The sequence below is a fragment of the Algibacter sp. Ld11 genome (genome assembly GCF_045066735.1).
GTDB lineage: Bacteria > Bacteroidota > Bacteroidia > Flavobacteriales > Flavobacteriaceae > Algibacter.
The window spans coordinates 282,933-306,468 of sequence record NZ_JBISHH010000022.1 but is presented as its reverse complement, the minus strand read 5'-3'; the positions used below and the strand labels follow the sequence as shown (position 1 = coordinate 306,468).

Sequence of the window (23,536 nt, the reverse complement as noted above, 5' to 3'; positions counted from 1 at the left end):
AAAAGAAGCTATAGCAAAAGACCTTCTAACTTAATAATTACAAACAAATGAAATATATACTTTTTACCTTAATTCTAACCTTTAGTTTGTTTGTTAACGCACAATCATTAGAGCATGAAGCGAATCAAAAAATTGAAATCCTTGAAAAATTAATCAAGAAAGCCCAGAAAAAAGACATTGATGTTTTAAAAGAAAAAACAACCATTAGAACTGCAGAAGTATTTTTAAAATTCGCGAATTGGGATGAAAATAATGTAGAGGCAAATACAAAAGCATTTAAGTTAGTTCAGTCTTATAAAAAGGAAGCCCTGAAAATGGCCGAAGAGTTAGCAGATTTTGAAAGAAAGGATGTTAATTTAATGCTAGATGAATCTATAGAACATTTAAAATCACTTATTTCAAATAAAGCATTCAGAAAACCCAGTCCAAAAGTTGATTGGACCAAAGTAACAGTAGAGAACGACCAACTTACATTTAATAATCGTCCTGTTTTTTTAACAGATTATACATGGAAGCCAAAAATTAAAGAGTTAACAGAATTCCACGGCAATCAAGATGGTTTCTTTTTAACGCCAACATATGTTACCAAAGAAGATGGAACAATTAATAAACAAAAAATAGAAGATTTAAATTCTAAACCTGATGGCTCATTTGGGTTTATTTTTATGAACCATAAAAGTGTGCCAAAATGGTCTGAAGAAAAATTTGGACCAAATTTTAGTATGAGGGAAGACACCTATACTGCTTACGATATTGATAATCCAGGAGCAAGAATAATTCAAGAGAAATTAATAGGTGCTGTTGTACCTAAAATGGCAGGCAAAAAATATAGCCAGTTAGGATATATGCTGTGTAACGAGCCACATTTCTTTACATACACAGACTCTAAAAAGAAAAAATTACCTTGGGCTTCTGGAGGTGTTTCTCAATTTACCATAGAAAAGTTTAAAGTTTGGCTAGAAGACAAGCATAAATCAATTGAAAGCTTAAATAGCATATGGGAAACTAATTTTACTAGTTTTGATAATGTACAAATTGAAATACCTATTGATATCAGTTTAAAAGGAACACCTATTTGGTTTGATTGGACATCATTCAACATGGATAGAGTTACTGAATGGTATACCTTCTTAAAATCTGAAGTGACTAAATATGATCCCAAAGCAAAAGTACATCTAAAAATTATGCCGAATTTATGGACTGAAAATAAACGTGTACATGGTATAGATTTAGAAGCATTAACAGATTTAAGCGGAATTATTGGAAACGACTCTGGAGCAGACCACACCTATATTTGGGGAAAACCGCATGAGTGGCAAAAACACTATGCATTTGATTGGAGAGAATTGTGCATGGGATATGACTTCATGAAATCTGTAAGTCCTGATAAAATCAATTTTAATTCAGAGCTACATTATTTATCAACTGTTCGATCAAGAAATTTATATTTAGATCCAAACTATGCTAGAGCAACGTTTTGGTTGGCCCATTTATATGGAATGACTGCGAGCCAAATATGGTATTGGCCAAGAAATGCAGATGGTTCCATTTCTAAAAAAGCTCAAAATGATAAAGGGTATGCAGGTTCTAACAATCAGCAACCAAGAGTTACCAATGAAGTAGCTACAACACTAATCGATTTAAATTCGTTTTCAGAAGAAATTATGTCTATGCAAAGACAAAGAAAACCTTTAAGGCTGTTCTATTCCAAAACCTCTGCTATCAACAAAAAGGAACATATGGATAACCTTTTTGAGTTGTATGAATCCCTAACTTTTGAAGGTACTCCATTAGGGTTTGTAACCGAAAATATTATAAGTACAAAAGACAACAACAACTGGGATGTTGTATTAGTTTATGATACACCTTTTGTAACAATCGGTGAGCTTAATGCGCTTCAAAGCTATATAGATAAAGGAGGAATTGTAATTGTAGATAATAAAAGTTTACTGAATAATGAATATGGCCAATCTATTTCAAGTTTAAAAGAATCTAAAGGAACTATTATAAAGTTGAATTCTGTTTCTGAAATAAAGGAAAAAGCATTATCTATTTTAAAAGATAAAAACCTTTTATCTGAAGTTGTTGTTACCGAAACAAATTTAAATGGCACTAAGGGATGCATTTGGAAAGTGGTTAAAAATGAAGCTCAAAACTATGTGCTTTCTATTGTAAACGTTGGGAAGTCTGATGCTACAATAAAAATAACACTTAACGGAAACTCAAACATTATTTGTAAAGACCTAATAGATGGTATTTCTGTTAGCTCCTCTCCTATTTTAAAACCTCACGAAGTTTACTTTGTAGAAATCACAAAAAATTAATAACTTTTATAATTAATAATAAGGGTTGAAGTTTAAAACTTCAACCCTTATTACTTCATCAAAATTTCAATAATAACTATCGAATACATCCTTTTTACCATTAACTACAAAAAACTACACAATCAAGTTAACTTTGTTATAGTTATATAACTCATACCAAACTATGAAAACCTTTGTACCTAAGCTTATAATTTTAACTTTTATTTGTTGTGCCTTTTATTCCTGTGAAACAACATCTCAAGAAAAAAAACCCAACATACTTTGGATAGTAGCAGAAGATTTATCGCCTTTTATGGGCTGCTACGGAGATACTATAAACCAAGGACATACTCCTGTTATCGATAAATTAGCTTCCGATGGTGTATTATTTACAAGAGCTTATGCAACAGCTCCTGTTTGTTCTGCAAGTCGATCTGCTCTTATATCCGGAATTATGCAAACAACAACTGGAACTCACAATCATAGATCGAGTAGATTTACAAATGGTGAAGTTGTTCCAAAAGAATTACAAATTAGATTTCCTGAAGGTGTTAAAACTATTCCTCAATTAATGAAAGAAGCAGGATATTTCACATTCAATAGTGGAAAAGATGATTATAATTTTCATTACAACCGAAGAGCCATTTACGATGTAGGCACAGAAGAAAACTATAAAGCAGGGATGAATGGATGGCAAGGTAATTTTGCTGAAGACTACATGTCGGTAACCAACCATGTTTGGAGTTCTCGTCCAGACAAAAATCAACCTTGGTTTGGACAAGTACAAATTATGGGCGGAAAAAAAGATTCTAAATATGTTCGTGAAGAAGAAAAATTAAAAGAAAATGAAGTTCCATTACCCCCTTATTTTCCAAATATCTCATCACAACGTAAAGCTTGGACCGACCATTATAACGCCAATCGAGGATCTGATGTTACTTTAGAAAAAGTATTAAAACAATTAGAAGCCGATGGTGAATTAGAAAACACAATTATCTTTTTCTTTTCAGATCACGGGAGCAATACCTCGTTGCGCCATAAACAATTTTGTTATGAAGGCGGTATGTTAGTCCCTTTAATGATTAAAGGAAATCATCCTGCTTTAAAATCAGGAACTATTAGAAACGATTTAGTATCATTATTAGATGTTTCAGCCACAACATTAGCTTTAGGAAATGCAGTTTTACCTGATTATTTAGATGGTCAAGATTTATTCGGAACCAATTATAAAGAACCAAAATACGTAGTCGGAGCACGAGACAGATGTGATTATACCATTGATAGAATTAGAACCGTTGTTTCTGAAGATTTTAGATACATTCGTAACTTTTTTCCAGACAGACCAATGCTTCAAGCAGGTTACAGAGATAATAAACCAATTGTAAAAGATTTCAAAACACTTCATGAAGAAGGTAAACTAACGCCCTATCAAGAAGAACATTGGTTTGGAGTGCGTCCTAATGAAGAGTTATATGATTTAAAAGCAGATCCGCATCAGATGAACAATTTGGCATCAAACCCAGAATTTTATTTGATTCTTAAGGAACATAGAGATCATTTAGAAAAATGGATAAAAGATACAGACGATAAAGGTCAATACCCTGAAGATGCCGAGCAACTTAAAGCTACGTACAACATGTGGAAGGATCGCCCAATATTTAGAGATGCTAAAAAAAATCCAGAATACGATCAGTTTATAACTAAAGAATAGAAAACCCAATATTGGAATACTATTACAATTTATCATTTAAACGAAAACAACACATGATTAAATATTTTAGTTTCATACTTATTGCTTTAGTTTCATTTACTACCAAAGCACAAAATTTCTCTACAGTTGGAAATGGCATTAGAAACAGTATTACTGCAAATGTAAAAGGTAAAACGATTCTTTATTTATCTGAATTAGATGGAAGCGTTTCTGCCTATACAATGGATGGTGAAAAATTATGGAGAAATGAATCTATAACTAAAGCTGTCATGTTTGAAATAAATGCTGTAGATATAAATGGTGATAAAGATGATGATTTAATAGCAGCAAGTGCGGATGGAAATATTTATTGTTGGGATAGTTCAGGCAAATTATTATGGAAATTTAATCCAGATCATAAAGTTCGTTTTTCTGAAATTGCTATTGTGAACAATGGTAAAATTCAAATTTTTGCTGGTGGAAATGATTATAAATTATACGAGTTAAATGCTGAAGGACAATTAGTTTCAGAAACTGCCATTAAAGGAGTTGTTAGAAAAATTGAAGCTGGCAATTTTATTGATACTGATAAAGAATCACTCTTTTTAATGACGTATAACCATGATAAATTCCGTTGGGAGTTTATGGGTTTTCTAGATGCTGATAGCAAACAAGCAATTAAGGATGTGTCTATTAATGATAAAAGACTAAAAGAGTTAAGAAAAGCCATGGTTACTGATATTACTATTTCTGATATCAACAACGATAAAAAAGACGATATTTTATTTTTTGCTGATATTTCGTTTACGCCATTTATGACTGCTTTGGATTCCGACTTCAATGTATTAGCAAAATTTAAAGCGACAAAAAAAGAAGCACAACGCTATGGCCATTCACAAGGCTCCTATTTACCAAATAGAAATGAAATTATGTTGCAGCATGGTGGAATTTTATTTGTGTTAAATTCAGAAGGGAAATTGATTAATAAATCTGGAGAAAAATATGGAGACATGATTCATAGTGATTTTGTCTTTGATTCAAAATCCAATGAATTAATTGCAGCTGGTGAAGTCGATGGTGGAAACGCTATATATTTTTACGATGTTAGCAAAAACAATTGGTGGCAAACAACTCATAAAAAGCAAGGTAGAATGGTTGAAGTAGAGCAAAACCTGAATACACTTTATGAGCAGACCCTAAAATACACGCCACCTACATATCAAAAAAAATCCGATAATGATTGGGTTATGATTACCTCTAAAGTCATAGATTCAAAGGTTGAAAAATTAAATGAACAAAACATTAATTTCGTTATTCAAAAATCGCCAAAGGAAAGTACAGACCGCTCACATTTAGTTAAAATAATTGGAAAATCTGCTTTAAAGAAGGATAGACGTGGAAAATATCAAGACTCTAGAGAAAGTATAATTCAAATGGCTAAAGATTACGAAGCGCAAAGTCAACCCTTTACGTTTTGGGCGGGTCATGGTAACGATCCTTTTTACATTCAAATAGAAACTTTAGAACAAATATTAGAAGTGGCACCAAACACTTGTTACGGCTTTGTTTATGCCGAAATGGATAATATTGAAGATCCTAGGGTACAACATTTTGTTAAAGCATATTTACCACGATTAGCGAAAGCTATCAGGAAAAATAATAAAGCCAAATTATATTTTAGATATAAAAACATGTTTTGGGCGGCAACTTCTCATTTACCATTATGGAAAGAGATGTTTTTCTCTGGAAAATATAGTGATATTTTAGTTCCAGCGTCAGAAGATACAAGTAACCGAATTCAGGATTTAAATCTAGCAGGCCGAGTAGGAATGCAATCTGGTGGTTATGTAGATGATTTCGCCATGCGTTTAATTGATGATAATCCGACAAGTTGGAGACCTTTATCTCCCGGAGGACAAAATTCAATATCGCCTTATTTAAGACAAGGTGTAATTATGGCTGCTTATGGAGCGCGGTATGGAATTATTATTGATAATAATTTTACTAAAGGTCACGGACTTAACGCGTTGTTCGCTTTAATGAAATCAGGAGTTTTACCTATTGTAAAACCAAAAGATATTCAGTCGATTGGTTCATGGCATTTAATAGAAGATGTTGACGAACATTTAATTCATTCAGTTGATAACCATCATGATTTAAAGCAGTATAACAAGGATGATGACAATGCTGTATTTTCTGTAGGACAAATGCATTGGGCAGGAACTGATGTTCCTGAATACGACTATTCGAGTACCGCATTGGGTGTAAAATATCGTTGGTTAAACTACTTACCCGAAATGCCACACGGCATGGTTCCTATTGCTCCAATTGAATCAAAATCTATGGTTGAAAAGCAAGACAAACCATATTTTGTTTCTAACGCAAAATCAGGGATTAAAAACGGAGAGAAAACACAAGCTAATCAATTCGCTCAAACCATAAAAAATGCGGTTAACCAAGGTGAAAAAAAATTACCAATTGTAGTTAAAGGTGCGTCTTGGAGTGTTATTAAATTAGATGATAATCACTCAAGAATTATTTTGTTAGATCAAGGCTATTTAGATCCACAAAAAAGAGAAGCAACTATTCTTTTTCAGAACAAACAACCCAAATGGGCTAAAGATATTTTAAGCAACGAAGAACTTAAAATTATGGGGAAATCAATAAAATTATTAGTTCCAGCAGGTTCATTACGTTTTATAGATGTAGCTTACTAATTCTATTAAAAAATTTAAATCTATTTTAGATTATTAGTTACTATGGTACTAAAACAAAAAAGAAATACTCACGTACAACAGCATGTTGTTATGCTTTTTTCTTAGCACTATTCAATCTATAAGTGTAGCTTAAAATAGCATATCGCCCTAAGCTTTCAGAGATTGTTTCCTCAAAATAGTTAGCTGTACTTCGTTTATAAATATCAATGTTTTTATCAAGTAAATCAATGAACACCAATTTAACAATGTTGTTTTTTCGTTTGGAAAATGAATACGAAATGGCAACATTCCATAAAGGTAGTTTTTGATCAGATTCAAATTTATTATCAGTAAAAATAATATAATCAAACTGTGTATTGAAATTCAACTTATTAGACATATCATAATCAAAATTAGAAAAATACTGCTGTCTTATATATTCTCTATCTAGATCTTGTTCTATTGAGAACGAGGTGTTATTAAGTCCACAACTAGCCCCAACCTTTATATCAAACACATTTTTATTATAGTTTTCTACATCAAATTTCAAAAAATAATCTCTAGAAACAACCTCATTTACAAGTAGATTTATAATTGAATTAGAGGTCTTATAGTCATTCCTGTTCTTTATAGAATATCGCAAACCAAGACCTTTTATCTTTTTACTAAAGCTTAAAATAGAACTAAAACGCATTCTATTTCCACTGTTTTGAAAACTTCTTGTTTTAATATAATCCTCATCAATATCTATACTCTCTATAATAGCATCTTTAGCGCGTTCATATTGAATTTTTGAATAAATACTTACAGACGAGGCATAATTATAAATATTAGTATTTAAGGAAAGTATATCTAGTTTTTCTGTTTTTAAATCGGGATTACCTTTTCTAATAAAGTAAGGATTTAAATCATTAATAACTGTTGAACTTTGAGAAGAACTAGGACTTCTAATTGTTTTTTTATAGCTAAATCTATATTTACTTCCTTTTTTAGGTTTGTATAATATAGTCGATATTGGGTTTAAATAGGCTTGTCCTTTTACTAATGCAATCTCATCGACCACACCAAACGTTCTATTGAGATCTTGCAGCTCTAAACCATTATAAATATTAAACTTTTGGTTGCTAAAACTATGTCCAAATCGGGTTTGGTAACTGCGTTCTATATTTTTATAATTAAAGGCTAACAATTCCTCTTCATTATCATTTGTAATTGTCGTTTTTAACTGATGAATATCTTCTTTTCCTGTTTTATTATTTAGATAAGCATCTAATCTGAAATAATGACTTCCGCCTAATGGTTCTGTATATCTAAAGTTAAAATTTAGTTGAGCGTTATTAAACGTTTCATCTCTTAAAGTAAAAATTTCTCTGCTTGAAATTTTCCCTGAAATAAATCCTCTTGTTATAATTGTATTTTGTTCATTTTCTCGGGACGTACTAGAAAGATTCGTTTTTAAACCAGCATTAAAGCTTCTTCCTTCCTTTTGTAATTTATGATAATAATTAATATTAAAATTACCAGACTGCTTATCATTGGTGTTACTGTAAACTTGATTATTGGTTGTTGCAAGTTCGCCCATATCGTTTACATAACTTGCATCACGATCTGAATTGGACATTCTATTATCAGCAATTAACTGCCCTCTAATTCTAAGACTATAATTTTTATTAGAGAGATTCTCGTAATTAATATTTAAATTATGATTTTTTGTAGTGTTCGAATAGGTGTTTTCCGCTTCATAATCATAATTATTATTGTTAGAAAAACTAACTCTTTGAGATTTTGAAATACCATCATTATCCGATAAGTTATAAAAATAATCAGCATTAAGCGATTCCTTTTTTTTAAACTCATGACCTACATTTACTCCGCCAACTCCTGTTTTTAAATAGCCGCTTAAACTTTTTGTTTGTTTATTAGAAGAATCGTCATCATCAGACTCATCAGCTAAACCATCTGCATTTTCTAGAAACCCTTGAATATTAGATCCTGTAACATTAATGTTGTTAACCTTACCAATAACGGACAACTGCGTTTTAGACGAAAACTTGTTGTAATTTACATTAGAAAAATAACGACTATCCAAACCCATTCCACCAGAAAGTTTACCAAATCCATTATTCTTTTTTGTTTTCTTTAGTGTAAAATTTATAACAACCTCCTTATTGCCATCATCAACACCTGTTAACGCTGCTTCATCACTTTTTTTGTCTATCACTTCAATTTTAGAAATAGCATCAGCCGATAAGTTTTTTAATACTATAGATGGGTCGCCTCCAAAAAACTCTTTTCCATCAACAAAAATCTTTGTTACCTCATTACCTTGAGCGACAACTTTTCCATCCGAATCAACCTCCACTCCAGGCAATTTTTTCAATAATCCTTCTATATTATCATCTGGCTTAACTTTAAAAGAGCTTGCATTAAAGGCTATAGTATCTTTTTTTATTTGGATGGGGACCGCTACAGAAATTGTAACTTCATCTAGAGATGTAATATCCTCTTCTAAAACAATTGTTCTTAAGTCTATTGGCTGTTTTTTATAAGCTATATTTTTAAAATACGGTAAATAACCTACAGAAGACAACTGGACAATTAATGAATCTTTGCTGCCTTCAAATATTTTAAAATCACCCTTGATATCGGTAATACTATAATTTACAAAGGTTGAATCTTTTGGATTTAACAATGTTACCGAAACAAATTCTAAAGGTTCTTTTTGGAAGTTTACTACTTTCCCAATAATGGGCTCAATGTTTTGTCCAATTATTACATTGGAAAATAAAGAGCAAAAAACAGAAAGAATATTGAGGTAGTAGAAACGGTTAATTGTCATTTAAATTCTATAATTTCATTACATTAATTCTATCCAAATAAACGATTTAATGCAAATTGACGTGTATGTAAAGATAAATAGATTGTATGTCACAATCCAAAACATGAATAAAATAATAAAAAACCAAGGCATATTATTTACCTTGGTATACGCATATATAATGTTAAAACAGAAAATATTTTACTTATTCCTGACCTTTCCTCTTACCTTTTCCAATATTTTTTGGTTTAGCGAAAAACTCTAACACAGTTAATTTCTTATCTTCGTCAACTTCTTTACGCTTAAATATTTTTTCGATCATATCTCAAGTAAAAGACTTTCCTGCTTTAGTTTTTCACCTTTGAATTTAGTATTCATTTCGTCTAAATTAATAAAACCACCATTGTCTAAATCTGCTTTAGCTAATTGTTTTTTCTGTTTTACTTTGTCTACTTTGGTTTCTTGACCAAAAGAAAACGAAGCCGTTAATAAACCTAATGCTAAAACTGGTAATTTTATTGCTTTCAAATAAATGTGTTTAAAAATTTATAAGGCAAAGTGCTATATAAATAACACTCCTTTGTACCCGTGCTCTTATCTATTGTACACCTAGGTTTATTTTAAAAAAACTATATATTTTATTCTAAGAAACAAATGTTAAACCAATAAAGACAAGCTATTGGCTGTGTTTTGTAGCTTTAAAAGTAGAAATAATAAAGAGGCCTATGAAAAGGCAATGTAATGGATAAAAATGAATTAAAACAAGGTAAGTTTTTTATTATTACTAAAAAAAACCGAATTATCTTTATTTGTCTTCTAAGCAAGAAAGTTATTAAAACGAGTTTTTTATTCTTATTTTTAAAAACCTCATTTATAGATTATTACAAAAAAAAACTACAACTACAAAAACATAAACAATGACTTTAAAACAAATAGTTCCAGTTTTACTTTTCTTTATTAGTGTTCAATTTTGCTTTTCTCAAAATGATTGGGAAAATGAATTGATGTTCGAAAAAAACAAAATGGATGCCAGAGTACCTAGTTACTCATTTACTAATCATTCTGATGCCCTTAATGGAAACAGAGAAAACGCCAGAATAAAATCGCTTAATGGTATTTGGAAATTTAATTATGTTGAAAAATCTAGCGAAAGACCATCAAATTTTATTACAGAAACCTTTGAAGGAGGTAGCGATTGGCATAACATAGAAGTGCCTTCTAACTGGGAACTGCAAGGTTTTGGGCAACCTATATACTCTAATATAATTTATCCATTTACTCCAGATATTTTAACTGGTGGAACTAGAAACTTCAATTATATGGGCCCTCAGCCCCCACAATATCCCTTTATAGAAAAATACCGAGATAACCCTGTTGGTAGTTATTACAGGGATTTTGAAGTGCCAAAAAATTGGGGAAACCAATCTATTATTTTACATTTTGGAGGTGTATCTTCTGCTTTTTATGTATGGGTGAATGGAGAAAAAATTGGATATAGTCAAGGCAGTCGTTTAGCAGCCGAATTTGATATTACGGATTATGTTACAATAGGAAAAAACAGAGTTGCGGTACAAGTGTTTCGCTGGAGTGACGGAAGCTATTTAGAAGATCAAGACATGTGGCGCTTAAGCGGAATGCATAGAGAAGTTTTATTATTAGCACAACCAAAAATTGCTTTAAATGATTTCTTTATAAGAACAAAATTTGACAAAAATTTAAACGATGCTAAACTTGAAGTACGACCTAAACTTTGGGTAAAAGAAAAACAAGACAATCTTAAAGGTTGGGAAATAAAAGCGCAATTATATGATGCCGATAATAACAAAGTCTTAACCGAAAGCATGTCGGCTTCTATAGAAGATATTTTTTATGAACGTTGGCCGCAACGCGATATTACAAAATTTGCGTTTCTAGAAGCCACTATTAAAAGCCCGATAAAATGGTCGGCAGAACATCCTTATTTATATACATTAGTTTTGGATGTTACCAACCCAGAAGGAAAAACAATGGAGTCTAGAAGTCAAAAAATAGGCTTTAGAAACATTGAATTTAGCAAAGAGAACGAGTTACTAATTAATGGTAAATCGATTAAAATCAAGGGTGTTAACCGTCACGACCACAGCCCTACAAAAGGCAAAGCATTAACACGAGAAGACATGCGTAAGGATGTTGAATTACTAAAGCAATTCAATTTTAATGCCGTTAGAACCTCACACTATCCAAACGACCCTTATTTTTATGACTTATGTAACGAATATGGGTTGTACGTTATGGGTGAAGCAAATATTGAAACGCATCATTTAGGAAGCTACGCGCCTCAACAATCAAATTTAGCGATTCCAATCCTTCGAAGAATTACAAGAATGGTTGAGCGCGATAAAAATCATCCATCAATTATTTCATGGTCTATGGGCAACGAAGCCGGAACAGGACCTGCATTTGCAGCCGCCGCAGGATGGATAAAAGATTTCGACCCATCACGTTTTATACATTATGAAGGTGCACAAGGTGACCCAACAGACCCTAATTATAAAGAAGGAAAAGAAGGACAAGAAGTGTTTAGAGGCTCTGCACATGCCAACCCAGACGATCCAAATTATGTAGATGTAATAAGCAGAATGTATCCTGAAATTTACCAGTTAAAACATATGCTTAAAAGTGAACATATTAATAGACCAATAATTATGTGTGAGTACGCGCATGCTATGGGAAATTCTATTGGAAGTTTAAATGATTATTGGAAACTTATAAGAGAAAATAAAAATTTTATAGGTGGTTTTATTTGGGACATGATTGATCAAGGTTTAGAAAAAACTAACGATAACGGCGAAACTTTCTATGCCTACGGCGGTGATTTTGGCGATATACCAAACGATCAAAATTTCTGTATAAATGGTGTGTTTTCTCCAGATAGAAAACCAAATCCACATGCTTGGGAGTGTAAGTACATTTTTCAACCTTTTGCCTTTGAAGATGCCGATATTAAAAAAGGAGAAGTAAAAGTGACCAACCGTTTCAGCTTTTCAGACTTAAGCGATTATGATGTTAGATGGACTCTTTCTAAAAATGGAAAAGCGCTACAGTCTGGAACATTAAAACCTCAATCTATTCCAGCCGGAACTATAGGCACAATTAATATTCCTTATAAAAGCACAACCTTTAAAGAAGATTCCGAATACTGGTTACGTATAAGTGTGCATGAAAAAACAAATCGTTTATGGACTACAAAAGGCTACGAAGTAGCTAAAGATCAAATTCTTTTAAAACCAAGAAAGGTAACAAACAGTTATACTTCAACGTCTAAAGACGCTATACATATTGAAGACAAAGGTGATAACATACTCGTTAAATCAAATACTTTTTCTGCAACAATATCTAAAACAAATGGTGAACTTTTCTCTTATGTAATAAAAAACACAGAACAACTTTACTCTCCTTTACGTCCAAATTTTTATCGTCCACCAATTGATAACGATGTTAGAGGCACAAGTAGTAAATTGTTTAAAGCTTCAAAAAAAGTTTGGCAAAACATGCCTAATAAATTAGCCAAAAACACGGTGATTCAACATGCAATAAAAAACAACACTGCTAAAATTACTGTCAATCAAAAAGACAACAATCAAGTTTTACTAGAAACCATTTACATTTTTTTTAGTGATGGAACCATAGCGGTAAAAATTAATTTAGACGCAGACGAATCCCTACCTAATCTTATTCGTTTTGGAGTTACTCTAGGAGTTAATGATGAATTCAAAAACACTTCATTTTACGGCAGAGGTCCATGGGGAAATTACCTGGACAGAAAACTTGGAGCTGAAGTTGATGAATATGTTATGAAAACGGATGACCTATTTCACAACTACATCCAGCCACAAGAAAACGGAAATCATTGCGATGTAAGGTGGCTACAACTTACGTGTAATAACAATTCAGGAATACAAATATCTGGAAAGCCAGAATTTGGATTTTCAATTTGGCCGTATTCAGCAGAAAACATAGAGCAAGCACGACATCCATACGAACTAAAACCTCAAGGGTTTTACACATTGAACCTAGATTTAATACAAATGGGAATTGGTGGAACATTATCAGAAATGTTACCTCATTATCTAATTAACTCTGGGAAATACAATTTTGAATTTAAAATAAGTCCTTTAAAATAAAAGAACATAATGAAAAAAATATTTTTACTTATCACATTAGCAATTTTTGCTTTAGTTTCTTGTAAACAAAAAAACAAAGACCTTACTAAACCTGAGGTTTTAACAGCGAAACTAGAATTCGTTTCCAATGATATACTTCCAAAAAGTATTAATAATTTAAAAAATAAAGGTACTGGAAGTGTAGATTATTCTAATAGTAAACATGTAAAGTTTAAAAATATAAATATCGGCGATTGTGTATGGACCGATGGTTTTTGGGCAGATAAGTTTGAATTAGCTGAAAAAGTAATGATACCTAATATGGGGAAGATATTAACTGGTGATACAGGTTTTGCATTAAACAATTTTAAAATTGCAGCTGGTTTAAAAAAAGGAAAACACGAAGGCATGTTTTGGCACGATGGCGATTTTTACAAATGGATGGAAGCTTCATTATACATCTATGCTATAAATAAAGACGAAAAAATATTAAAAGAAATTGATAACTATATCGACATTATTGGGAAAGCACAATTAGAAAATGGGTATTTACAAACTCAAATAACAATTCCCGAAAAGCAACCTTTTTCTGAAGTAAAATACCACGAAATGTATAACAGTGGTCATTTATACATAAGCGCTTTAACGCATTATAGACTTACTGGCAAACGCAACTTTTTAGATATTGCAATAAAACATGCCAACAATTTGTATGATGTGTTTCAGCCTCAACCAAAAAAGCTTGCCCGATTTGGTTTTAATCAAGTACAAATTATGGGTTTAGTAGAACTGTATCGAACCACTAAAGACAACAGATATTTAGAACTTGCAGAAATTTTTATAAATATGCGTGGCAAATCTAAAGTACGCGTAGACCCTACAGTGAGCTATAGAAATATAGGTGATATGACGCAAGAAAGAATTCCGTTAAGAAAATCTAAAGAAGCCGTTGGTCATGCCGTTTTAGCCTTGTATTATTATGCTGGAGCAGCAGATGTATATGCTGAAACAGGAGAACAAGCGCTAATTGAAGCTTTAGATCGCATATGGGGGAATATTGTAAATCAGAAAATGTTTATAACTGGAGCTTGCGGACAAAAACACGATGGTGGCTCGTCTCATAGGGATTTTGTGCACGAAGCTTTTACAATAGATTACGAGATGCACAATGCAAATGCCTATAATGAAACATGTGCCAACCTATGCAACGCGATGTTTAACTATAGAATGATGAGCGTAAAAGGAGAATCTAAATATGCCGATGTTATCGAAACCGTTATGTACAACAGTGCTCTGGCTGGGATCGACCTTGGTGGTACTAACTTTTTCTATACAAATCCCTTAAGAAGAAGTTTTGATCATAAAATGGGAGGCACCGATTATCCAACAAGAGTCTCTTATATCCCATGTTTTTGTTGCCCTCCAAATTTAGTTAGAACCATTGCAAAACTATCAACATGGGCTTATAGCTTAACGAATAATGGGCTCGCTGTAAACCTATATGGAGGAAATAAACTGGAAACGCATTTATTAGATGGTTCGAAAATAAAATTGAAACAAAAAACAGATTATCCATGGGATGGAGCCGTTAGCTTTACAATTGAAGGATGTAAAAACGATGCTTTCGATATTTTATTAAGAATTCCAAAATGGGCTCAAAATAGTTCAATTTCAATAAACGGTAAAAAAGAAAACATTGAACTTAAAGGAGGTGAATACACTACTATTAATAGAAAATGGAGAGCCGGTGATATAATTTCTTTAAACATGCCTATGAAATATGAATTGGTTGTAGGACATAGAAAAATTGAAGAAATTAGAAATCAAGCCGCAATTAAAAGAGGGCCAGTTGTGTATTGTGTGGAAACTCCAGATTTACCAAAAAACACAAATGTATTGGATGTATACCTCCCTTCGGACATCACATTAACTTCACAAAAACTAGTCGGATTTTTAGGAGGACTTACAACTCTAAAAGGAAATGTTTTATTAACATCTGATAAAGACAACGACATGTATAGAACATTAAAAAAACAAACTTGGAAACCATTTGAAGCCACCTTTATACCCTACTACGCCTGGAGTAACAGAGGTGTTAGTGAAATGACTGTATTTATGCCAATTATATGGAAATAGACCATCTATTTACTATCAGAAACATTTATTAAACCTAAAAAGACAATTACCAAGTAATTGTCTTTTTAATTTGTAATACTCTGAAAATCCTTAATATGAAAACTAAATACGCTATATTAATATTTTTTATTTTAGGTTTAGTTTTACCTATTCAATCTCAAACACCTCCAGATAATTCGTTTTATAATCCCTCCATAGGTGCAGGAACGCAAACTATTAATCCATCTTTAGGAACCGGTGACGACTCTCAAATGTTTATAGATGCAATAAATGCTTTAAGCGCTTCTGGAGGCACATTAACTGTGCAAGCAGGAACGTATAAAATCCTTGAAGTTCCTTTAAAATCTAACGTGCATATAGAAGTGAATTCTGGAGTAACCATCATGCCATATAACCCTATTCAAGGTGTAAACAATGCCATATTTAATGCTGATAATAACACTGGAGTTACCAATTTTAGTATTATTGGTACAGGTGGAAAATTTAATTTCGACTTAACAGGTTTAGCATCAACACTTCGAGTTAGAGTTATAAATTTTAAATATTGTAGTAATTTTAAAATAGCTAATTTTCATATTACAGATAGCTATACCGAGTTTTCTTCTTTAGCTTTTGGAACTAATTATACAACTTCAAACAGTGTAATTAATTCGGTTAGAGGTGTGCCACAAAATGGTATCATTGAAAATGGTTCCATGGTTAATGGCCATTATGGTTATGGATTAGTACAAACACAAGCTGGAAAAAATATACTGTTTAGAGATTTATCTTGTGTTGGTGGTGTTGCTTTAAGGTTAGAAACTGGTTTTAACTTAATTCAATACACCCCTGAAGCTCTTTTTGAAGACCTTAAACTAGATAATATTTATGGACGAAATCTTGAGTGTACTAATGGTCAAAGTGCCTTACAACTTTCCCCACATACTTTAGACCAAGGATTTTTTGATATGAGAAATATTACAGCAACGAGCTGCGAAGGTGGTGTTGTCTGGTCAGCTGGCTTTGCAACAGACGATCAAGAAGCCGATGGATTAACGCCTGGCTCTTTTAATAGCGCTTCAATAGTTAGAAACGTAACTGCCAACTTTGGTCAAGATGCACAATTACATCCATCTAAAAGATTAAGATACATACCATGTCAATTACGTGTAAAACGCTCTAATGGTATTGGAATTTCTACAACTTTAAATATAGATGGCGAAAGTAGAAATGGACCAGCAATTGGTGCTGTTTTGTCAGAGCAAGACAAACCAGGGCATTACAATATCGATTTTCCAATCTCTGAAGTAACAGCAAACGGTTATAACATTGACACTTATTATATGCCAGCTAATGCCTTTTTTATAAATAGCTATGATGATTATGAGGCTTGTAACGAAACCATCGATGGTGTCAACTTTTGGGTTCCTGCCGATTATAGAAACACTCCAAACCCCAGAAATCCATTAGAAAATGGATCGCTATCCATTAAAGATTATAGTTTCAATAAAATTCTTATGTACCCTAATCCTACTCAGGGAGAACTAACACTTCTAACAAATAAAGAAATTGAAACGATTTCAATTTTTAACCTTTTTGGAAAAAAAGTTTTTAAAACAAAACTAAACACTTTAAATTCAATACACACAATCCAATTACATCAATTAAAAAAAGGTGTTTACTTTGTTAATTTCGAAAATCAATCTGTAAAAAAATTAATAATTAATTAAACCTATTATGTTCAAGACCAATTTACTTTTCCTTTGTTTATCATTTAGTACCGTGCTTAGTTTTTCTCAAGACAAACCTAACGTAATTTTAATTATGGTAGACGACATGAATGATTGGGTTGGTGCCTTTGGTGGAAACCGACAAGCCATTACTCCAAACATGGATGCCTTTGCAAAAAAAAGTATGGTTTTTAAAAATGCTTATTGCTCTGCCCCATTATGCAATCCATCAAGAACAAGTATATTAACTGGATACAACCCATCTACAACTGGTGTTTACGGAAACACGGAACATTTTAGAGATAAAAAAGGACTTGAAAACACCATTACACTACCACAATATTTTAACCAAAATGGTTATACCACCGCTGCCGCAGGTAAAATTTTTCATAGCCCTAGAGGACCTTCAAAAAAACCAAGACCAAAAAGTGACCCTGGTTCTTTTGAAATGGAACATAAAGGAGGTTTGGGCTCAACATATCCTAAAGATGAAGAGCGTTTCCAACACGGTTTAGATTTTAGTTTTTACAAAGACGGAAGCCATATGAAAAGATCCTTCGACTGGAAAGGCGTTGAAGTAGAAAATGAGGAAACGAGCGATTGGAAATCTGCCGATTATTGTGTTAAGTTTTTAGAAGAAGACCATAACAAACCTTTCTTTTTAGCTTGTGGAATTTTTAGACCACATTTACCTTGGTATGCACCGCAAAAATACTTTGATTTATATAATGTTGATAATATTACTCTTCCAGAAGTAATCGCTAATGATTTGGATGATGTTGGAAGCATCGCTAGCAATAGTGTACAGAAAAAACTCCATAAACAACTAGTCGAAAAGAAAAAATGGAAAGAAGCCGTTAGAGCTTATTTAGCTAACCTATCATATGCAGATGCTTGCGTAGGTCATTTAATTGATGCTTTTGAAAATAGTAAATATAAGCAAAACACCATTGTTGTACTCATGGGAGATCATGGTTGGCATTTGGGTGAAAAAGAACATTGGACAAAACAAACACTTTGGGAAGAAGCTGCTAAAACGCCCTTATTAATTTATAATCCCAATACAAGCGCTAAAGGTATAAGTACAAAAATTGTATCGTTAATTGATGTGTATCCAACCTTGTTAGATTTATGCGATTTACCTCAAAAAGAAGATTTAGATGGTAAAAGCATTGCCCAATTATTAGCAAATCCCGATACTAATTGGGATGAAATAGCTTTAACTTCTAAAGGAAATGGAACACATTCATTGAGAGACCAAAATTACAGATATACAATTTACCCTAACGGATTCGAAGAACTATACGACCATAGAATAGACCCAATGGAATGGAACAACATCGCTAATAGTATATCTCAAAAAGAAGTGCTAATAAAGTTTAGAAAAGAGCTTCAGCATATTCTGAAGTAGTTTCCAAACAGCCAAAATGCTATAAAATTTACTACAACAGACATTTTGTAAACTTGTGAGAACAAAAAAACAAAGTAATCACATGATATTTACAAGTAAATAAATCATAATAAAAAAGCACGTTCCAAAATCTGTTTAATTATCCAGATACAACTATAATATCTTTCTTGTTTTACAGCCACAGTTTGTTCAACAACTAAAGATAGAGTACCTAAATCCTGAAAAGGAATTATTTACAATTCAGGAAACCGTAAATTGTAATTACAAAATACAAATAGATATAACACTTATATAATGAGATTAAAAGGATTAAGATTAGTAGCAATTTGTTTTGCAATTTCATTTACATCTTGCAAAGGACAACCAAATAAAGAAACAAACAAACAGGTAAAATCTAAAAAACCAAACATCGTTTTATTGTTTGTAGACGATTGGGGTTGGGCAGATGTTGGTTTCAGAAATTCTCTTTTTGAGACACCAAACATAGATCAATTAAAAAAAGAAAGTCTAAACTTTAATAGAGCTTACATCCCTACTCCTACGTGTAGCCCAAGTAGAGCATCAATTTTAACAGGTAAAGAAGCCGTTCGAATGGAAATGGTTCGTCATATTTCTGGAAATCCAGATGAAGAAAAATATAGCTTATGGCCAAAAGATCCAGCACAAATGCCTTCTATTAACTATCTACCAGTCGAAGAGGTTACTTATGCCGAAAGATTAAAAGAATATGGATATTACAATGCATTTATAGGAAAATGGCATTTGGGTCACCCAAACAATTATCCTGACAAACAGGGTTTTGATGAAATGTATGGAACAACAAATGCGGGGCATCCAAAAAATTACTATTTCCCTTTCTTTAAGCAAGAAGAAGACCCAAAAGGATTTTTAAAATCGGGTTTAAAAAAAGGAGATTATTTAACCGAAGTTCTAACCAATCGCGCCACAAGCTTTATTGAAAATTACGACAAAAAAAAACCCTTTATGTTGTCCTTTTGGTACTACACGGTGCACGGTCCTTCTATTGGTAGAGAAGATTTAATAAAAAAATACGAAGCCAAAGGAATGAAAGGCAAATACGCACAGCACGGGGCTATGGTTGAAGTGTTAGACAATTCTATAGGACAGGTAAGAAAAGCTTTAAAAGACAAAGGAATTGCAGACAATACTATTATTATTTTAATTTCTGATCAGGGAGGTGCTTACTCAAATACACCTTTAAGTGGTGGTAAAAAAGGCGGAAACACTTTAGGTGAAGGCGGGTCTAGAGTTTTATTAACAATAGATTACCCTGGCATTACAAAACCCGGAACAGAAACATCCATACCTGTGCAATCGATAGATTTATATCCAACGCTACTTGAAATTGCTTCTGGAGAAACATGTAAAGACGACTGGATTCAAGGAAAAAGTTTAATGCCTATTATTAAAAATGAGAAATTTCAAGACCGTAAACTATTTTTCTTCCGAAGCTACGAAGATCAATATGCTGCAGTTATCGATGACGATTGGAAACTAGTAAAATACCATAGTGGCAAATTTCAATTGTTCAATGTTACAAATGATATTTCAGAACAAAACGATTTAATCAATAAGAACCTTGAAAAAGCAGAAGCTTTAAAAAAAGCAATTGCTGAATGGGAAAAAGAAGCCGTACCTCAATATTAAAAACCTTAAAATAGATGAAAACGTTTAAAATATTAACCCTTTCAATATTTACAGTCTTTATAATTATTGCATGTAAAAATGATACAAGCGAAATTATAAAAAATGAAACGCCTAAACCCATCAACCAAAACACAAAACCAAATATTGTTTTTCTATTAGCTGATGATATGGGATACGGCGAACTAGGTGCGTATGGTCAAAAAATAATAAAAACTCCTTTTTTAGATGATTTAGCTTCTAAAGGTATGCGTTTTACCGATTTTTATGCAGGAACCGCTGTTTGCTCACCATCGCGAGCAGTATTAATGACAGGAATGCATACAGGACATGTGAGCATTAGAGGAAATAAAGGTCAGTATGAAAATAAATATGATAGAGTTCCATTAAAAAAATCTGAAATTATTATTCCTGAGATGCTAAAAGAAGCAGGGTACCAATCCGCCATGATTGGCAAATGGCATCTTGGAGTTCCCGAAGATGTCTCGACATGGGCTAAAGGTAGAGGTTTTGATTATGCTGTACAAGAACAATGGGGCGAAGATAAAAATGGAATTGACATAGATGAACGTGTACATTGGGTAAATAACAATCAAGATTCCATATTCTATAATTACAATGATTACAGCTGTTTAGACGAATTCAGAACAAATTTTGCTATCGACTATTTAGATAAAAAAGAAAATAATAAACCCTTCTTTTTATACATGTCTTACAGAACACCACATGCACACGAGTACTTCTTAAGTAAAACAGATTTATACAGCGACAAGCAAGAAGAGTGGCCAGAAATTGAAAGGCGCCATGCTGCACGTATTACTATGTTAGATAGCCAAATTAAAAGGCTATTTGATAAACTAGAAGCAAGTGGCGAATTAGAAAACACCTTAATCATATTCTCAAGTGATAATGGCTCTACTACTGAAAATCATCACAATTATAAATTTTTTAATAGTTCTGGCAACTTAAAAGGCCACAAAAGAGACTTATATGAAGGTGGTATTCGTGAGCCCATGATAGCTTATTGGAAAGGAAAAATAAAGGCAGGACAAACAACAAATCATCCATCCACATTTTATGATGTTATGCCGACAATTGCTGAGTTAGCTGGTATTGAAGCGCCAAAACAGACAGATGGTATTTCATTTTTGCCAGAATTATTAAACAAGGAACAAAATAAGCACGACCATTTATATTGGGAAATTCAAGAAGGTGCTTCTGTAAAAGGCTTTAAACAAGCTGCTAGAATGGGACAATGGAAAGCGGTTAGAATTGCAAACTCTTATAAAACTGAATTATACAATTTAGAAAAAGATGTCAATGAAACTAATGATATTTCTGAGCAACATCCTGAGATCTTAGAGAAAATGAATAACATTCTAAAAAATGAAAGCCAAGTCATTGAACATTACCCATTTTCTGGTGGTGTATTTAAGAAATAATCTATAATTATGATAAAAACCATTTTTAAAATAACGTTCTCAGTACTCATAATTTCTAGCGTACTCGCTTGTAATTCTGAAAAGAAACAGGAAGTAAAAAAAGACATTAAACAACCAAATATCATCTGGATTATGGCAGAAGATATGAGTTTGGATTTAGAATGCTACGGCATGCCAGCAGTTAAAACACCTCATCTTAATAAAATGGCAAACGAGGGTATTCGTTTTGATAATGCTTTTGTTACAAACCCAATTTGTTCACCAAGTCGTTCTGCAATGATGATTGGTACACATCAAGTTAAAACAAATACTCACAACCATAGGAGCAATAGAAATGTACCATTAAACGAACAATTTAAACCATTTACATCATTACTTCGAGATGCAGGTTATACAACGATTTTAGGACATCATGGCGTGATGAAAAAGGGACGGAAAATTGATGTCAACTTTAAGCATGAGCCTCTAGGAGAATGGAACGGAAAAACCAAATTTGGACTATTTGATAAATACGATACGTTTGAAAAAGCAGATGAACCATTTTTTGCTCAAATTCAATTAGCAGCATCACATCGTGGTGATTGGTGGAACGAGGTTCGAGAACAATCAGAACATCCTGTAAATCCAGCCGATGTTGTATTACCAGAATATTATGCAAACCATCCTGCCATTCGTTTAGATTGGGCAAAATACCTCGATCAAATTGAGTATTTAGACAATGAAGTTGGTATGATATTCAAAGAACTAGAAAACAAAAATATGGTAGACAATACTGTTGTTATTTTTATTGGAGACAATGGTCGTTGTAACATTCGTGGTAAAGGCTATTTACACGATCCCGGTTTAAGAATCCCATTTATTATTTATTATCCTAAAGACCTAAAAGGTGGACAAATAAGAAAAGAGGTTGTTAGCGCAACAGATATTACCGCGTCTATTTTAGAATTTGCCAAAATAGAAATTCCAAAATACATGACGGGAAAACCCATTTTCAATAAAGACTTTAATCGTGATTATGTATATGCAGCTCGTGATTTATGGGATGAAATAGAAGAGAAGTCCAGAGCAATTACATCCGAAGAATGGAAATACATTAGAAATGACAAACCAGAAATTCCTTTTGATGCGCATCAAGCCTATTTAGAATTTTACAGACCTGCCGTTCATGTTATGAGAACACTTAACGAACAAGGGAAATTGAATGATGCACAGAAATTCTTCTTTGCAAATTCTAAACCAAAAGAAGAATTGTATAATTTAAAAAGCGATCCTCAAGAGTTAAATAACCTCTCTAACAACCCAGATTATGCATCAAAATTAACAGAAATGCGAAATAAAACTTTGGTTTTAGACGACACCATGAAACCCGTGAGTAATATTTATAACCCAACACACGCAGGAGCTGTTGATGTTTTTAAATATGTAAAAGCAGAAAAACCAGAGCTATACAAACAAATGCAAGACGGCGTAGAAATTGGATTTAAGAAAATGACCGATGAGTATAAAAAATCTAAAAAGAATTAA

Annotated in this window: 12 protein-coding genes; 10 read left to right on the top strand and 2 right to left on the bottom strand. The window is 32.5% G+C overall.

Annotated elements, in window-relative coordinates; genetic code table 11:
• The first annotated feature begins 47 nt into the window (after positions 1 to 47).
• From ACJJV4_RS09255 to ACJJV4_RS09245, 3 genes are all read left to right on the top strand, one after another.
• On the top strand, positions 48 to 2,324 hold the full coding sequence (locus ACJJV4_RS09255; protein ID WP_405293686.1) for an alpha-amylase family protein: 2,277 nt from the start codon (positions 48 to 50) through the stop codon (positions 2,322 to 2,324).
• A gap of 163 nt (positions 2,325 to 2,487) precedes the next feature.
• Positions 2,488 to 4,014 (top strand): sulfatase, encoded by a 1,527-nt coding sequence (locus ACJJV4_RS09250; protein ID WP_405293684.1) that lies wholly within the window; start codon positions 2,488 to 2,490, stop codon positions 4,012 to 4,014.
• Between the two features lie 53 nt (positions 4,015 to 4,067).
• Complete coding sequence (locus tag ACJJV4_RS09245; protein ID WP_405293682.1) at positions 4,068 to 6,710, top strand: hypothetical protein; 2,643 nt, start codon at positions 4,068 to 4,070, stop codon at positions 6,708 to 6,710.
• Between the two features lie 88 nt (positions 6,711 to 6,798).
• On the opposite strand, the gene ACJJV4_RS09240 is transcribed toward ACJJV4_RS09245, so the two are convergent.
• Both ACJJV4_RS09240 and ACJJV4_RS09235 read right to left on the bottom strand, forming a co-directional pair.
• Positions 6,799 to 9,528: an outer membrane beta-barrel protein gene (locus ACJJV4_RS09240; protein WP_405293680.1), complete on the bottom strand. Its 2,730-nt coding sequence runs from the start codon at positions 9,526 to 9,528 to the stop codon at positions 6,799 to 6,801.
• A gap of 297 nt (positions 9,529 to 9,825) precedes the next feature.
• A complete protein-coding gene (locus ACJJV4_RS09235; RefSeq protein ID WP_405293678.1) occupies positions 9,826 to 10,035 on the bottom strand; it encodes a hypothetical protein in 210 nt (69 codons plus the stop codon).
• Positions 10,036 to 10,424: 389 nt separating this feature from the next.
• On the opposite strand from ACJJV4_RS09235, the gene ACJJV4_RS09230 reads away from it, so the two are divergent.
• The 7 genes from ACJJV4_RS09230 (at position 10,425) to ACJJV4_RS09200 (ending at position 23,536) form a co-directional block, all read left to right on the top strand.
• On the top strand, positions 10,425 to 13,670 hold the full coding sequence (locus ACJJV4_RS09230) for a glycoside hydrolase family 2 TIM barrel-domain containing protein (protein WP_405293676.1): 3,246 nt from the start codon (positions 10,425 to 10,427) through the stop codon (positions 13,668 to 13,670).
• A gap of 9 nt (positions 13,671 to 13,679) precedes the next feature.
• Positions 13,680 to 15,785, top strand: coding sequence for a glycoside hydrolase family 127 protein (locus ACJJV4_RS09225; RefSeq protein ID WP_405293674.1), 2,106 nt, complete (start codon positions 13,680 to 13,682; stop codon positions 15,783 to 15,785).
• A gap of 95 nt (positions 15,786 to 15,880) precedes the next feature.
• The gene (locus tag ACJJV4_RS09220) at positions 15,881 to 17,494 is read left to right on the top strand and encodes a T9SS type A sorting domain-containing protein (protein WP_405293672.1); all 1,614 of its coding nucleotides are present in this window, start codon (positions 15,881 to 15,883) and stop codon (positions 17,492 to 17,494) included.
• 7 nt (positions 17,495 to 17,501) lie between these two features.
• Positions 17,502 to 18,905 (top strand): sulfatase, encoded by a 1,404-nt coding sequence (locus tag ACJJV4_RS09215; RefSeq protein WP_405293670.1) that lies wholly within the window; start codon positions 17,502 to 17,504, stop codon positions 18,903 to 18,905.
• A gap of 294 nt (positions 18,906 to 19,199) precedes the next feature.
• Positions 19,200 to 20,573: a sulfatase gene (locus tag ACJJV4_RS09210; RefSeq protein ID WP_304404388.1), complete on the top strand. Its 1,374-nt coding sequence runs from the start codon at positions 19,200 to 19,202 to the stop codon at positions 20,571 to 20,573.
• Between the two features lie 14 nt (positions 20,574 to 20,587).
• Positions 20,588 to 22,012 (top strand): arylsulfatase, encoded by a 1,425-nt coding sequence (locus tag ACJJV4_RS09205; protein WP_405293667.1) that lies wholly within the window; start codon positions 20,588 to 20,590, stop codon positions 22,010 to 22,012.
• Between the two features lie 9 nt (positions 22,013 to 22,021).
• Positions 22,022 to 23,536 carry a sulfatase gene (locus tag ACJJV4_RS09200; RefSeq protein ID WP_405293665.1) on the top strand — a complete coding sequence of 505 codons (1,515 nt, stop codon included), beginning with the start codon at positions 22,022 to 22,024 and terminating at the stop codon, positions 23,534 to 23,536.

What these genes read in the sequence shown, in the direction of transcription:
- ACJJV4_RS09200 (WP_405293665.1), top strand. Translation starts at nt 22,022, where the DNA reads ATGATAAAAACCATTTTTAAAATAACGTTCTCAGTACTCATAATTTCT.
- ACJJV4_RS09210 (WP_304404388.1), top strand. Translation starts at nt 19,200, where the DNA reads ATGAGATTAAAAGGATTAAGATTAGTAGCAATTTGTTTTGCAATTTCA.
- ACJJV4_RS09215 (WP_405293670.1), top strand. Translation starts at nt 17,502, where the DNA reads ATGTTCAAGACCAATTTACTTTTCCTTTGTTTATCATTTAGTACCGTG.
- ACJJV4_RS09205 (WP_405293667.1), top strand. Translation starts at nt 20,588, where the DNA reads ATGAAAACGTTTAAAATATTAACCCTTTCAATATTTACAGTCTTTATA.
- ACJJV4_RS09255 (WP_405293686.1), top strand. Translation starts at nt 48, where the DNA reads ATGAAATATATACTTTTTACCTTAATTCTAACCTTTAGTTTGTTTGTT.
- ACJJV4_RS09240 (WP_405293680.1), bottom strand. Translation starts at nt 9,528, where the DNA reads ATGACAATTAACCGTTTCTACTACCTCAATATTCTTTCTGTTTTTTGC.
- ACJJV4_RS09225 (WP_405293674.1), top strand. Translation starts at nt 13,680, where the DNA reads ATGAAAAAAATATTTTTACTTATCACATTAGCAATTTTTGCTTTAGTT.
- ACJJV4_RS09250 (WP_405293684.1), top strand. Translation starts at nt 2,488, where the DNA reads ATGAAAACCTTTGTACCTAAGCTTATAATTTTAACTTTTATTTGTTGT.
- ACJJV4_RS09220 (WP_405293672.1), top strand. Translation starts at nt 15,881, where the DNA reads ATGAAAACTAAATACGCTATATTAATATTTTTTATTTTAGGTTTAGTT.
- ACJJV4_RS09230 (WP_405293676.1), top strand. Translation starts at nt 10,425, where the DNA reads ATGACTTTAAAACAAATAGTTCCAGTTTTACTTTTCTTTATTAGTGTT.
- ACJJV4_RS09245 (WP_405293682.1), top strand. Translation starts at nt 4,068, where the DNA reads ATGATTAAATATTTTAGTTTCATACTTATTGCTTTAGTTTCATTTACT.